The 12825-nt window shown below is 60.6% G+C and carries 12 protein-coding genes; 5 read left to right on the top strand and 7 right to left on the bottom strand.

Features of this window, described 5'->3' with window-relative positions; translation table 11 throughout:
- Position 1: 1 nt before the first annotated feature.
- Complete coding sequence (locus KQI82_RS12245) at positions 2-1444, bottom strand: stalk domain-containing protein (protein WP_241426704.1); 1443 nt, start codon at positions 1442-1444, stop codon at positions 2-4.
- Positions 1445-1962: 518 nt separating this feature from the next.
- On the opposite strand from KQI82_RS12245, the gene KQI82_RS12250 reads away from it, so the two are divergent.
- Positions 1963-2583, top strand: coding sequence for a flavodoxin family protein (locus KQI82_RS12250; protein WP_216633026.1), 621 nt, complete (start codon positions 1963-1965; stop codon positions 2581-2583).
- Between the two features lie 36 nt (positions 2584-2619).
- Here KQI82_RS12250 and KQI82_RS12255 read toward each other — a convergent pair whose 3' ends face one another.
- From KQI82_RS12255 to KQI82_RS12270, 4 genes are read right to left on the bottom strand one after another with little or no spacing between them, the layout of a single operon-like run.
- Complete coding sequence (locus KQI82_RS12255; RefSeq protein ID WP_216633027.1) at positions 2620-3183, bottom strand: ATP-binding cassette domain-containing protein; 564 nt, start codon at positions 3181-3183, stop codon at positions 2620-2622.
- Positions 3183-3995, bottom strand: coding sequence for an ABC transporter permease (locus KQI82_RS12260; protein WP_338148978.1), 813 nt, complete (start codon positions 3993-3995; stop codon positions 3183-3185). Before KQI82_RS12260 ends, KQI82_RS12255 begins: the two co-directional genes overlap by 1 nt.
- Entirely contained in the window at positions 3919-4932 is a 1014-nt protein-coding gene (locus KQI82_RS12265) for an ABC transporter substrate-binding protein (RefSeq protein WP_216633028.1), read from the bottom strand. Before KQI82_RS12265 ends, KQI82_RS12260 begins: the two co-directional genes overlap by 77 nt.
- Position 4933: 1 nt before the next feature.
- Positions 4934-5218, bottom strand: a complete 285-nt coding sequence (locus KQI82_RS12270) for a TM1266 family iron-only hydrogenase system putative regulator (RefSeq protein WP_216633029.1) — start codon at positions 5216-5218, stop codon at positions 4934-4936.
- Positions 5219-6001: 783 nt separating this feature from the next.
- Here KQI82_RS12270 and KQI82_RS12275 point away from each other — a divergent pair.
- The 3 genes from KQI82_RS12275 (at position 6002) to KQI82_RS12285 (ending at position 9870) form a co-directional block, all read left to right on the top strand.
- Entirely contained in the window at positions 6002-9139 is a 3138-nt protein-coding gene (locus KQI82_RS12275) for a UvrD-helicase domain-containing protein (RefSeq protein ID WP_216633030.1), read from the top strand.
- Positions 9140-9258: 119 nt separating this feature from the next.
- On the top strand, positions 9259-9402 hold the full coding sequence (locus KQI82_RS12280) for a hypothetical protein (protein WP_187333502.1): 144 nt from the start codon (positions 9259-9261) through the stop codon (positions 9400-9402).
- A 45-nt stretch (positions 9403-9447) separates the two neighbouring features.
- Complete coding sequence (locus KQI82_RS12285; protein ID WP_216633031.1) at positions 9448-9870, top strand: hypothetical protein; 423 nt, start codon at positions 9448-9450, stop codon at positions 9868-9870.
- 48 nt (positions 9871-9918) lie between these two features.
- Here KQI82_RS12285 and KQI82_RS12290 read toward each other — a convergent pair whose 3' ends face one another.
- Positions 9919-10779: a LysR family transcriptional regulator gene (locus tag KQI82_RS12290; RefSeq protein ID WP_216633032.1), complete on the bottom strand. Its 861-nt coding sequence runs from the start codon at positions 10777-10779 to the stop codon at positions 9919-9921.
- Between the two features lie 159 nt (positions 10780-10938).
- Here KQI82_RS12290 and KQI82_RS12295 point away from each other — a divergent pair, with 159 nt between their 5' ends.
- The gene (locus KQI82_RS12295) at positions 10939-12339 is read left to right on the top strand and encodes an alanine/glycine:cation symporter family protein (RefSeq protein ID WP_216633033.1); all 1401 of its coding nucleotides are present in this window, start codon (positions 10939-10941) and stop codon (positions 12337-12339) included.
- Positions 12340-12499: 160 nt separating this feature from the next.
- On the opposite strand, the gene KQI82_RS12300 is transcribed toward KQI82_RS12295, so the two are convergent.
- Entirely contained in the window at positions 12500-12769 is a 270-nt protein-coding gene (locus KQI82_RS12300) for a helix-turn-helix transcriptional regulator (RefSeq protein ID WP_216633034.1), read from the bottom strand.
- Positions 12770-12825: the final 56 nt, after the last annotated feature.

The raw sequence follows: 12825 nt of genomic DNA on the forward strand, positions 1-12825 counted from the left end.
CTTACTGATGGCTGGTGCCGGTGATATAGCGGTAGAAGGCGGCGTTAACCCAGATCCTGGTGGGAGTCACGCTGAGCCCGGAGGCCGCGGAGGCAACCTTCCCCTGGACGGCGCCAAGGGTTTCGGCCGTGGCAAAGGGATGGATGGTGTAGTCGCCGTTGCGGACCACCACGTCGTAAATCTGCTGGTACTGCGGCGCGCTCATCTGCACCTTGGTGCTGTAGAGCGGCTGCCACCAGGAGCTGTAGATGAGGCCCTCCAGCTCGGGATTGTCGTCGTACTTCTTGGCATACTCCTCGATGATGCCGTCAAAGGCGTTGCGGTCCGCCTGGCTGGAAAATTCCAATTGCAAATCATACTCCACCGCATAGGTGAGGTACAGGTTGTCGGCCACCTGACGCACTTCATAGGTGGGAGTAGAGGCGGGCATCTTGCCGTCGTTCCACTCCAGCAGGTACTCATAGACGGAGACCTTGGGCTCCAGCTGGACCCGGGCCACCAGACCCGCCCGGTTCAAAAGTCCCATCAGCTGCACGGCGTGGGTGATGTTGTCATGTCCGTACTGGATGGTATTGCCGGAGAGGAAACGGGCGGCATTGCCGTCGTATTTCAGATTGTATCCGGTGGTCGCGCCGCTGCTGACGATCTCCACGCCCAGCTTACTCAGCGCTTCGTCGTCAAAGACGGTAAAGGAGTTCCAGGTGGAGGTCAGTCTCTGGGCGATGTCGGGATCATTGGAGAAGCCGATGTAGTTGCGGCCCTTGCCGGAGGCCTCCACCGCGTTCATCAGCAGCACGGAGGCAGTGTCCCCGTCCAGCGCGGCGGTGAAGTCCACGGAGTTGGGGATCAGCCCCATCTCAATGGCACAGGCCACATAGGGCGCGTCGGCTGCGGAGATGGTCCCGTAGCGCTTGCAGGCCTCAGAGGCCTCCTGAGACGTGTAGGTCAGGGCCAGTTCAGTCATGTTAGCGGCGGCCACCAGGGATTTTGCGGCCGTAGCAGCCGTCAGGGTCCCGGAGGCGGCGGCCTTTTCAAAGCCGATCTTCTCCAGGGCGCTGTTGTAGGTGGCCCAGCTGAGCGTGCCGTTGAGCCGGGAAATGCCGAAATACTCGCTCAGGTAGGCCGCGTCGTTGGCCGCGTCATTGCCTTTGGTGCCGATGGCCACAGACTGTCCGGCGGAATCCCAGGCCACCGTCTGGCCCAGTGCCTCCCCCACGGCGCGGACCGGCACATAGGTGGTGCCATCATAATAGAAGGTGTCTACTGCCTTGCCGGTGACATCGGTGGCTTTGGCCTTCAGACCGTTGATGGTCAGTCCAATGCCGGCGGTGACTTCCAGGTTCTTCTTCTGCCCCAGCACAGCGGAGGCGGGAAGCACCATGGCCGCTGTCAGCACGGCTGCCAGGACCATGGCCATTATGCGTTTTCCAAGCAGATGTTTCATAAGCAGTTCTCTCTTTTCACAGATTCCCTTCCGGGTGTAAATCCAGCATATCATACCCTTGTCCCTTTGAAAACAACAAATTTCCGATTTTTGCCCCAATTCTCCGGTTTTACAGCCCTCTCCATATTCCCCATCCGGTTTTTACGCCATTTCTCAATATCAGTTCTGCGTTTTACAGGGATCAATCAGGCTGCCTCCTCCCGGAGCGGCCTGTACTCCGGCGGCAGCGCGGTCGCCACAAGGGACGTCCGCGAAATCGCAGGGCGCCTGTTTGCCCGGACGGCACCGGCTCAGGAGAAGGTCAAGCTGTAAAAGGAATGCCGGAAGGGATTGCCGTCATATAGTTTTCTGCATAACCGTGGCAGCTTCCCGGGACCCGGAGCGAATTGGGATCCGATCCGCTCCGGCAAAGCCCAAAGCCGCCGGCCAAAGAGATTTGCATTTGATTTTTCACCGTGCTACACTGAATCCAAGAAGCGGCCGGCTTGGCCGGCGGATCATCTGAAAGGAGCGTTTTTATGAAAGTACTGTTGCTCAACGGCAGCCCCCACGAACGCGGCTGCACCTACACCGCCCTCAGCGAGGTGGAAAAGGCGCTGCAGCGCCGGGGCGTGGAGACGGAGATCGTCTATTTGGGCGTACAGCCGGTGGCCGGGTGCATCGGCTGCGGCAGCTGCGCCAAAACCGGTCGCTGCTTCCGGGAGGACCTGGTCAACGAGGTTGCCGGGCGGCTGGACGAATTTGACGGTCTGGTGGTGGGCAGCCCCGTCCACTATGCCGCCGCCAGCGGTCAGATCACCTCATTTTTGGACCGGCTCTTTTACATAGCCGGAGGAAGAATGGCGGGAAAGCCCGGCGCCGCCGTGGTCTCCTGCCGCCGGGGCGGCGCGTCGGCGGCCTTTGACCAGCTGAACAAATACTTCACCATCAGCAACATGCCCATTGTCCCCTCCCAGTACTGGAACCAGGTGCACGGCAACACGCCGGAGCAGGTGCTTCAAGACAAAGAAGGTCTTCAGACCATGCGTACCCTTGGGGAGAACATGGCCTGGCTGCTCCAGTGCATCCAGGCCGGCGACCAGGCCGGCGTGGCCCGCCCCCAGTACGAGCCAAAGATCAAAACCAGCTTCATCTGCTGAAAAAGGCGGGGCGGCCACAAAGGCCGCCCCACCTTTTTAAATGGCAGGCAGACGGACCACCCGGGCGTCAAGCTCCCGGGCGTCCTGAGGGTTGTGGGAAGCCAGCAGGACGACCTTTCCCTCTCCCCTTCGCCGGAGGCAGGCAAGGCACGCGGCCCGGCTCTGCGTATCCAGGCCCGTGAAGGGTTCGTCCAACACCAGCGCGTCCGACGGCGCAAGCAGTGCCCTTGCAAGGGCCACCCGGCGGCGCATCCCACCGGAAAACTCCGCCACCGGCTGTCCGGACAGGGGAAGTCCCAGCTCCTCCAGCAGCTCTGCCGCCGCTTCCTCCGCGCCCGCTCTGACAAAGGTCAGATTCTCTATCGCCGCGGCGTGCAGCAGCAGCCGGTCCTCCTGGAATACGGCGGCCAGCCGTGCTCCCTCCAGTCCCTCAACCCTTCCCCGGTCCGCCTTCTCCAGTCCAAGGATGATTCGCAGCAGCGTGGTCTTTCCGCCGCCGGAGGGCGCCTCAATACAGGTGACGCCCGGAGGCGCCGAAAAGGAGAGGTCCCTCAGGACAAGCTTGTCCCCATAGGCTTTCCAAAGATGCACCACGTCCATCACGCACCCCCCATCCCGCCGGAAAAACGGTCCATCAGCCCAAGGATCAGCCGCTCCGAGAGGGCCGACAGGGCCACCACCGCGGCCGTCCAGGCAAACAGCTCCGGCGTCTCAAAGTAGATTTTGGCTGTGTAGAGCCGTTCTCCCACAGACCCGGCCGGCAGTCCGATGATCTCCGCCGCCACTCCTGCCTTCCAGCAAAGCCCCAGGCTCAGGGAGCAGGCCGAGCGGAAGTAGGGCATCACCTGAGGCAGATAGATGCTCCGAATCTGGCGGGCCGGCGGCACACGGAACACCCGGGCCATCTCCAGAAGCTGCGCCTCCGCGTGGCCGCTCCCCTCCAGCACATTGCCGTAGACCGTCGGAAAGACGATCAGAAAGGAGATCAGCAGCGGCAGCTTCCGGGAGGGCACGCACATCAGCGCAAGTAGGATGAAAGAGGCCACCGGAACAGCCTTCATCACGTCCACCAGGGGCTGCAGCAGCTCCCGCACCGCCCGGAAAGCACAGCCGCAGGCGGCGCAGAGCACCCCAGCGGCGGCGGCCAGGAAAAAGCCGCCCAAGATGCGCGCCGCCGAATATCCCGCCGCCTGCCAGAACGAAACGGAGCCCATCAGCAAAACAAGGCTCCAAGCCGCGTCAATCGGCCCCGGCAGCAGCAGCTCTTCCCCCACCAGCAGGGCAAACCCCTGCCACACGGCCAGCCAGAAGAACACGGCCCAGAGCCTTGGCGCTTTACGCGCCGTAATAGAAGTCGTCCTCAGGCAGAGCACCTCCCACGGAAGCCGGGTCCTGGTCGCAGAGCACGTCAAGGTAGCCGGACAGTTTCTCCTTCATCTCAGCGCCGGTGATGCACACGATGTTGCACCGGGGCAGCGCCTGCTCCGCCACCGCGGCGTCCACAATCCCATAGGAGCCGATGAGCCGTGCCGAGTCCTCCGTCTGTTCATTGACCCACGCCACAGACGCGCCGTATCCCTCCAAAAACAACGCCGCCGCTTCCGGATGCTCCTCCACAAACTGCCGGCGGCCCACCGTCACGCCGGTGATCAGGGCGGAGCCGCTCTCCAATTTGTCCCACTGCTCCGTCAAATCCAGCGCCACCCGCAGTCCCTCTATCTTTCCCTGGGCTACGGTGACAAAGGGCTGGGGCAGCAGGGCGATGGCTGCGCTGCCGGAGGCAAGGGCGCCGACGCACTCGCTGTGCTCGCTCTTCCACTCAATGGTCACATCGGCGTCCGGATCCACTCCGTTTTCCCGCAGCAGATACCGCAGGGCGTACTCCGGCGTGGAACCCTTTCCCGCCGCCGCAATGGTCTTGCCCTTCAAATCGGAAAGGGACGTGACGCTCTCCCCCCGCTCCACGATATAGAGGACGCCCAGGGTGTTGATATTCAGGGCCACGATCTCCCCCCTGCTCTTTCCATAGAGCACCGACGCTAAGTTGGCCGGGACGCAGGCCACGTCTATCTCTCCTTGGATGAGGCCGGGGCTCACCTCGTCAGCGGACGCGGCCAGCGTAAAGTCGTAGTATCCATAGGTGCTGTCTCCATCCTCCGAATCCCGCATCAGCTTCACCAGTCCCATGGCGGTGGGGCCCTTCAGCGCCGCCGCCCGGACTGTGACCGCCTGCTCCGCCTCCGCCGAGGGGGTGGAGGCGCTTTGGCCGCCTGCTCCATTTGAGCCGCCGCAAGAGGCCAAAGAGAGGATTAGAAGGAGGCTCAGTCCTGCCGCCAGCATTTTTTTCATCTCAGTTCCTCTCCTTTTCCCGTCTTTCGCCGGGCGCGGACTCCGCCGGCGCGTAAACCGTTTTCGCCGTGACGCCCTCCAGCCGTCCGATCTTCCCAGCCAAGGCGCTGATCTCATCCTGGGGCGCGTCCATGGCCACGCTGATGATATGAAGGCCCCGCTGACGGTAGGGGACGCCCATCCGTCCGATGATCCATGTCCCGTACTGGTGGAGCAGCTCGTTGAGCCGGCCCACCGATCCGGTCTCCTGCACCACAATGGCAAGCAGGGCAATTCGTGTCTCCATCTCTTCTCCTCCAAACAGCAAAAGCGCCTTTCCCCTGAGGAAAAGGCGCAGACAATCCGGAGCGTGCCGCAGCGCGCCCTTCTCCGCCTCTTCCCGCCCGGACTCCTCCGGGCCTGTCAGAACGGTCGCTTGTTCATCTGTCAGGGGGCAGTGCATATCTTTCCCCCAACGCTTTTACTGTAGCACAGGATTTCCCGCCTGGCAAGACCCTGCACCGGCGCTCCCTTTTCCTTTATTGGTGCACGCTTAAAATCTCCGGCAGTTTGACCAAATACTGAAAGCAGTTCGCCTGCGTGATAAAATACATGCAGGTATTAAAAAGCAACCGTCTGCGATTTGGAGGGCTTACAATGTTGGCAGTACTCATTCAATATCTTTTATCGCCGGTTGTATTTGCATTGACATTTATTCTGCCCGTTGTATGTTACATTATCAATCGCACATATGTTTGGTTTAGTATCCTGTTGACCGTAATTGTTGAACTGGTTATAAATTGGGACAACTTCCGCTATTATGAATCACGCGGCCTTATGCTTCTTGTCACATTTGTGCAAATTGCTGTGATGGCAATTATCATATTGACAGCAAAGGCGGTTTGCCCTGAGAGAACAAGGTAGCCTCCAGTTTACAGGGGCGGTCTCACTTTTGAGGCTGCCCCTGTTCTTTTGGCAATGGGCGCTCCAAATGCACAAATTAAGTAATAGGGAGATGCCCCGCACCAGCGTTGCAATGGGGCGCGGGAGGCGGTATAATCAAGAAAACCATTCGACAGAAGGTGACGATTTGTATATTGCCGATCTCCATATCCACTCCCGCTTTTCCCGGGCCACCAGCCGCGACTGCGACCTGCCCCACCTGGACTGGTGGGCCCGGCGCAAGGGCATCCACCTCTTGGGCACCGGGGACTTTACCCACCCCGCCTGGCGCGCGGAGCTGAAAGAGCAGCTGCTTCCCGCCGGGGACGGGGTCTACACGCTGCGTGAGGAGCTGCTCCTTCCGGACAGGGAGGCGGCGGAGGCGCCCCGCTTTGTGGTCACGGGTGAGATCAGCTCCATCTATAAGCGGGACGGAAAGACCCGCAAGGTCCACAACCTCATCCTTCTTCCAAGCCTGAAGGACGCGGACGAGCTCTCCGCCAGACTGGAGGCCATCGGCAACATCCACTCCGACGGCCGCCCCATCCTGGGCTTGGACAGCAGGGACCTTTTGGAGCTGACGCTGGAGACATGCCCCGGCGCGGAGCTGATCCCCGCCCACATCTGGACGCCGCACTTTGCCATGTTCGGCGCCTTTTCCGGCTTTGACACCATGGAGGAGTGCTTCGGCGATCTGACGCCCCACATCCACGCCGTGGAGACCGGCCTCTCCTCCGATCCGCCGATGAACTGGCGTCTCTCCGCCCTGGACCATCTGACGCTGGTGTCCAATTCCGACGCCCACTCCCCCTCCAAGTTGGGCCGGGAGGCCAATCTGTTGGACGCGGACCTCTCCTATCCCCACCTGATGCAGGCCATCCGTACCGGCAAGGGGTTTACGGGAACCATTGAATTTTTCCCCGAGGAGGGCAAATACCACCTGGACGGCCACCGCAGCTGCGGCGTCTGCCTCACACCGACCGAGACGGAGGAGCGGGAGGGCCGCTGTCCGGTGTGCGGAAAAAAGCTCACCATCGGCGTGGAGCACCGGGTGGAGGAGCTGGCCGACCGGCCTCACGGCTTCCGCCCCCAATCCGCCAAGCCCTTTGAAAGCCTGGCCCCTCTGCCGGAGGTTATCGCCGCCTCCACCGGAGCCTCCGCCGCCGGGAAAAAGACGTTGGAGCAGTATGAGCATATGCTCCGGGAACTGGGTCCGGAATTTCACATCCTGCGGGAGGTCTCCATCCCCGACATTGAGCGCGTGTCAGGCCCCTGCGTGGCGGAGGGCATCCGCCGCCTCCGGCTGGGCCAGGTGCAGCGGCGCGCCGGGTTTGACGGGGAGTACGGCGCCATCTCTCTGCTGACTCCCGCCGAGATCTCACTGCTCAGCGGCCAGGTCTCCCTGTTCGGCGCTGCGGCTCCCAGCCAGCTGCCCAGGCGTCAGCGGACGCTGAAGAAGACCACTCCAGCCCCCGCCCCATCCTCCCCGGAGGCGGTCTCCCTCAACCCGGAGCAGCGCCAGGCGGTCTGCGCGCCGGAGCGGACGGTGGCCGTGGTGGCCGGGCCGGGAACGGGCAAGACCAAGACCCTGGTCGCGCGGATTGCCCACCTGGTGGAGGAGCGTGGCGTCAAGCCCGGCGAAATCACCGCCGTCACCTTCACCAACCAGGCTGCCGCCGAGATGCGCCAGCGGCTGGAGCAGCGGCTGGGCGGCAAGCGGGCCGTGTCCTCCATGACCATCGGCACCTTCCATGCCATCTGCTTAAAGCTCTTGGGCAGGGTGCGCCTCATCAGTCAGGGGGAGGCCCTTGAGACCGCGTCCGCCGTGCTGCGGGAGGCCGGAAGCCGGAAGAGCCCCAAGGCCCTTTTGCAGGCGGTTTCCCGGATCAAAAACGGTTCATCCCCGGAGGGGGCGGAGCTGGAGGAGTCCCTGTACGAGGCCTACGGTGCCCGTCTCAAAGAATCGGGCCTCCTTGACTTTGACGATCTGCTGACAGAGGCGCTGAAGTTAGACACCACCGGACGCAGGGGGTTTACCCACCTGCTGGTGGATGAATTCCAGGATATCAACGCGGTCCAGTACGACCTGGTCCGCGCCTGGAGCCGGAGTGGCGCAAGCCTTTTCGTCATCGGCGACGGCGACCAGTCCATCTACGGCTTCCGCGGCGCCAGCGGACGCTGCTTCCGGCAATTGATGGAGGAGTATCCTGAGAGGCGGGAAATCCGCCTCATGGAAAACTACCGCTCCACGCCCGAGATTCTGGAATCCGCCCTTGGGGTCATCGCAAAAAACCCCGGCGGCCTCCGCCGCCTCCGACCCAACCGTCTCTCCGGTCCCCAGGTGCGCCTGGTGCGGGCCGCGGGAGGGTTTGAAGAGAGCGTTTTCATTGCCAAAGAGATTGGCCGCATGACCGGCGGCGTGGACATGTTAGAGGCCCAGGGACTAAATCACGAGCGGAATGCCCGGGCCTTTTCCGACATTGCCGTCCTCTGCCGCACCCATCGTCAGCTGGAGTTAGTGGAAAAGTGTCTGCGCCACGACGACATTCCCTGTGTGGTAACGGGCCGGGAGGAGTTTTTGGAGCGGGACGAGGTCCGTGGCCTCCTCTCCTTTTTCCACTTTCTCCTGAGCCCCGGCCACGGCGCGGCCCTAAAAACCGCTCTGCGCCTTGTGTGGGACTGCCCCGCCGATCTGATCCAAATCGCCCAGGCAGCCTGCCGCGACCTGGAGGTTCTGAACCCGGAGGCCCTGCGGGATACCGCGCGGGGCCACGGCCTCCTGGAGGATTGGCTGGCCCGGACGGAAGCCTATTTGCCCCTGGTGGGCAGTGAAAAGCCCTGGCGGTTAATCGAGCGCTGGATAGAGCAGTACGGCGGTTCGCCCGCCCTAAAACAGCTGAAAAACACGGCGGTTTTCCACGCCTCCTTCCCCGACTTCCTGAATGCGTTGACCCTGGGACAGGAGGCGGACCTGTGCCGCGCGGCGGGAAAAGGCTGGGAGTCCGGCGCGGTGCGTCTCATGACCTTCCACGCATCCAAAGGGCTGGAGTTCCCGGCGGTCTTTCTGGCCGGCGTGGATACCCTCCCCCTGGAGGCCCAGACCCGGACCACGGATGTGGAGGAGGAACGGAGGTTGTTCTATGTGGGCATGACCCGCGCCCGGGAGGAGCTGATCCTCACCGCCGGATCCGGAGAGTCTTTGTTCCTGAAGGAGCTTCCGGAGTGCGTGCGGTGGGAAACCGCGCGGAAAAGCGCGCGCCCGGCGGAGCAGATCAGCCTGTTTTAATGGAATTAAATCAAAATAACAAATAGATTTTCCGAACAGTTTACCAGCCGACCTCCGTGCAATGTCTCATTCGACATAAACCGCCCGTATGCGGGCAAACTATGTCGGAGGTGATTGCAATGGATGAAAAAAAGCGCATTGAGCTTCCCCAGCCGGGACTGCAGGAAAAACCCATTCCCAGCGTATATCCCGTCATCGACACTGACCTGGGAAGGGACAACGTGGAAAACGACCTGCCTGCCGCGGACCTGGAGGACCTTTAAGTATTCTTGTCCCCATTGGTCATACTATTGGCAGAGGTGAGTACAATGCAGGATACCGAATTGCTTCAATATGTCCACGAGACGGCGGAGATGGGCATAGAGGGACTTCAAAATGTGGTGGGACAGGCCGACGACAGGCTGAGAGAGTCCATCCAGTCCCAGATTTCTGAATATGAGAACATCTCCAGACGCTCCGCCCGGATGCTGCGCTCCAAAGGGGAAACACCCAGGGAGCCCGCTCTCATGGCCCGGATTTCCTCCGAGGTCATGTCCACTGTGCAGACCCTGGCCGACCCCTCTTCTTCCAAAATTGCCGAGATGGTGATCAAGGGAAATCAAATGGGCATCACCAAGGGCCTGAAGCATCTCCACGACTACGCCGGCGACGACCGCCAGGTGCGGTCGCTGGCGGAAGAGCTTCTTGCAACCGAGCAGTCCAATGTGGAACAGATGAAGCCCTTTTTATAAGGGATAAAAGAGATGTGCCGCGGCTTAAAAGCCGCGGCACATCTCTTTTCAGATTCCGGCGCAGTAGGCCATCACGGACTGAAGATGGGGGGATACCCACTTGTCCCGATGGCAGAACAGCTGCTTCCAAACCTCCACCGTAAAATCATCCACCTTTAGCCGCACCAGCCGTCCCGCCAGCACATCCTCCTCGGTAGCGTAATCCGGGAGGAAGGCGCACCCCGCTCCCCGGGACACCAGCTGACAGATGATCTCCGTGTTGCCCGTCTCCAGAATGGGGCTGACCTCCAGGGAGCGGGACGCCAGCTGTTCATCCATCAGGCGGCGGTAGCTCATCCCCTTCTCCGTCAGGAGGAAAGGGTAGTCTGCCACCTCCCGGACGGAAACACGCTCCCGCCCGACAAGGGGGCAGTCCGGCGCGGCCACAAAATGGGTCTCAATCTTTTCCTCCCGGATCAGCCGGTACTCCGTATTGTAGATGTGATTATCCAGCGTGAAGACCAGGTCCACCTCATTGTGGTTTAAAAGCCGGAACATCTCCTCCGTGCCCGCCGCAATGATTTTCAGGCTGATGCCCGGGTACCTTATCCAAAAATCCTGAAACGTCCTGCCCAACTGGGTGCACAGCGAATCCGCCATAGCCAGGCGCACGTGGCCCGTCACCTCTTTCTCCTCCCGCAGGTCCTGCTCCAGTTCCGCTCTCAGCTTGTCCATCCGGTGGGCGTAGCGCAGCACTTCCCGTCCCTGGTCCGTCAGCTTCACCGTGTGATGAATCCGCTCAAAGAGCCGCACGTTCAGCTCCTCCTCCAGCTGCCTGATCTGGAAGGAGACCGTGGACTGGGAATACCCCAGCCGCTCCGCCGCCTTTGTAAAGCTGCACTGCTCCGAGACATAGATGAATGTTCTCAAATTCCGCAGGTCCATCGCTTTCCTCCATCTATTTTTTTGATCTTCCTTATCTGAATTATCGATTTTACAAATAGACGTTCCCATTATATACTGATTTCTGGAAAAATCAACTGCCGGCGCGCCGGCGGCAAACATGAATCAGGAAAGGGACACAGGCCAATGGAACCGATTATCCGACTTATTTCCACTGTCTATCAGTTTTTATGGGGGGACCTCTTTTCCATTCCCCTGCCCGGCGGAGGCGCTGTGGGCATTTCGCTTCTGGTGCTGCTTTTGATTCCCACCGGCATTTACTTCACCATCCGCACCCGTTTTCTGCCAATCCGTCTCTTTCCGGAAATGCTGCGCGTTGCCGCGGAAAAGCGGTCCAGAGACCGCAGGCACGGCATCTCCGGCCTTCAGGCGCTGATTGTCTCCACCGCCACCCGGGTGGGAATGGGAAACCTGGTCGGCGTGGTCGCGGCCATCTCCGCAGGCGGGGCGGGCGCGGTGTTCTGGATGTGGATTTCCGCCCTTCTGGGCTCCTCCACCGCCTTCATTGAGGCCACGCTGGCCCAGCTCCACAAGCAGAAAGATCCTCTCTACGGCGGCTACCGGGGCGGTCCCGCCTACTATATTCACCGTTTCGTCGAGGAAAAGTTGGGCGGAACAGCCCGGCGGTATTCCGTAATTGCGGTTCTTTTTGCCATCTCCGGCCTGATCTGCTGGTGCGGCATCAGCCAGGTCATCAGCAACTCCGTCTCCAGCGCCTTTCAAAACGCATTTCAGATTCCGCCCCTTTACACCACGGTGGTTCTGGTCGCGCTGGCCGCCGTCATCGTGCTGCGGAAAAACGCCACGGTGAAGGTACTGGACGTGCTGGTGCCCATCATGGCGGGCTGCTATTTTGTCATTACCCTGTTCCTGCTGATTAAAAACGCGGCGCTTCTGCCCTCGGTCTTTCAGCGCATCTTCTCCGAGGCGTTTGGTCTGCGGCAGGCGGTGGCCGGCGGTTTTGGAGCCGTACTGATGAACGGTGTGAAGCGGGGCCTTTTCTCCAACGAGGCCGGCTCCGGCTCCGCCCCCTGCGCAGCGGCCGCGGCGGACGTATCCCATCCGGCCAAGTCGGGACTCCTCCAGGCTCTGGGCGTGTTCATCGACACCATTGTCATCTGCAGCTGCACGGCTCTGATCATGCTGGTCACACCGGAGACCAACGTGGCCGGCATGGAGGGCATGGACCTGCTCCAGGCCTCCATGCAGTATCATCTGGGCCGGTTCGGCGTGGTGTTCATCGCCGTGGTTCTGTGGCTGTTCAGCTTTTCCACCTTCATCGGCATCCTCTTCTACGCACGTTCCAACGTGGCTTATCTCTTCGGAGACAACTGGTTCTCTCAGACCGCCTACAAGGTGCTGGCGCTGGGGATGCTGTTCATCGGAGGGCTGGCCACCTACACGTTCGTGTGGGACTTGGGAGACGTGGGAATCGGCCTGATGACCATTTTCAACATCGCCGTCATCCTCCCCATGTCCAAGCAGGCCCTTGCCTCTTTGCGGGAGTACGAACAACTGCACAAGTAACGCCAAAGAAAAGCCAGATGAACCTGATTGGGTTCATCTGGCTTTTCTTTTTGGTGGAGGCGGGGGAGTTGAACCCCGGATAAAATTCTTTATATTCGTTGAAAATACAGCATATTATTTTACACATGTGCAAAATTGTGTGCAATTTCATGATTAAGTCTCACATCACATCCCCACGCTCCTCAGCCTTCTCCATGTACTCCTTGAACCCGTGAATCAAGGCCAACTTTTCCTCATCCGAAAGAGCAAGGATGAAAAACATCATGGTGGGCGCGGAAAAGCTGTACCTGCCGTGCTCCTGGTCGATATACGAGCGGGGTGAAATGTGCAGAAGCTCCGCCATCTGCTCCTGTGAGAGCCCGTGGTCTTTGCGGTAGGAATACAGTGTGTCGCGCAGAAACATACGGAGTAATGATTTGTACTGGCACATCAGCAAAACCTCCTCCATTCAATCGAACACAGGAAATTTCCATCCGAGACCCAAAC

Source organism: Dysosmobacter acutus, assembly GCF_018919205.1.
Taxonomy (GTDB): Bacteria; Bacillota; Clostridia; order Oscillospirales; family Oscillospiraceae; genus Oscillibacter; species Oscillibacter acutus.

Coding starts and splice junctions, on each gene's coding strand:
- KQI82_RS12255 (WP_216633027.1), bottom strand. CDS start 3,183: ATGGACGTGGTGCATCTTTGGAAAGCCTATGGGGACAAGCTTGTCCTG.
- KQI82_RS12300 (WP_216633034.1), bottom strand. CDS start 12,769: ATGTGCCAGTACAAATCATTACTCCGTATGTTTCTGCGCGACACACTG.
- KQI82_RS12270 (WP_216633029.1), bottom strand. CDS start 5,218: ATGGAGACACGAATTGCCCTGCTTGCCATTGTGGTGCAGGAGACCGGA.
- KQI82_RS12245 (WP_241426704.1), bottom strand. CDS start 1,444: ATGAAACATCTGCTTGGAAAACGCATAATGGCCATGGTCCTGGCAGCC.
- KQI82_RS12285 (WP_216633031.1), top strand. CDS start 9,448: ATGCAGGATACCGAATTGCTTCAATATGTCCACGAGACGGCGGAGATG.
- KQI82_RS12265 (WP_216633028.1), bottom strand. CDS start 4,932: ATGAAAAAAATGCTGGCGGCAGGACTGAGCCTCCTTCTAATCCTCTCT.
- KQI82_RS12295 (WP_216633033.1), top strand. CDS start 10,939: ATGGAACCGATTATCCGACTTATTTCCACTGTCTATCAGTTTTTATGG.
- KQI82_RS12280 (WP_187333502.1), top strand. CDS start 9,259: ATGGATGAAAAAAAGCGCATTGAGCTTCCCCAGCCGGGACTGCAGGAA.
- KQI82_RS12250 (WP_216633026.1), top strand. CDS start 1,963: ATGAAAGTACTGTTGCTCAACGGCAGCCCCCACGAACGCGGCTGCACC.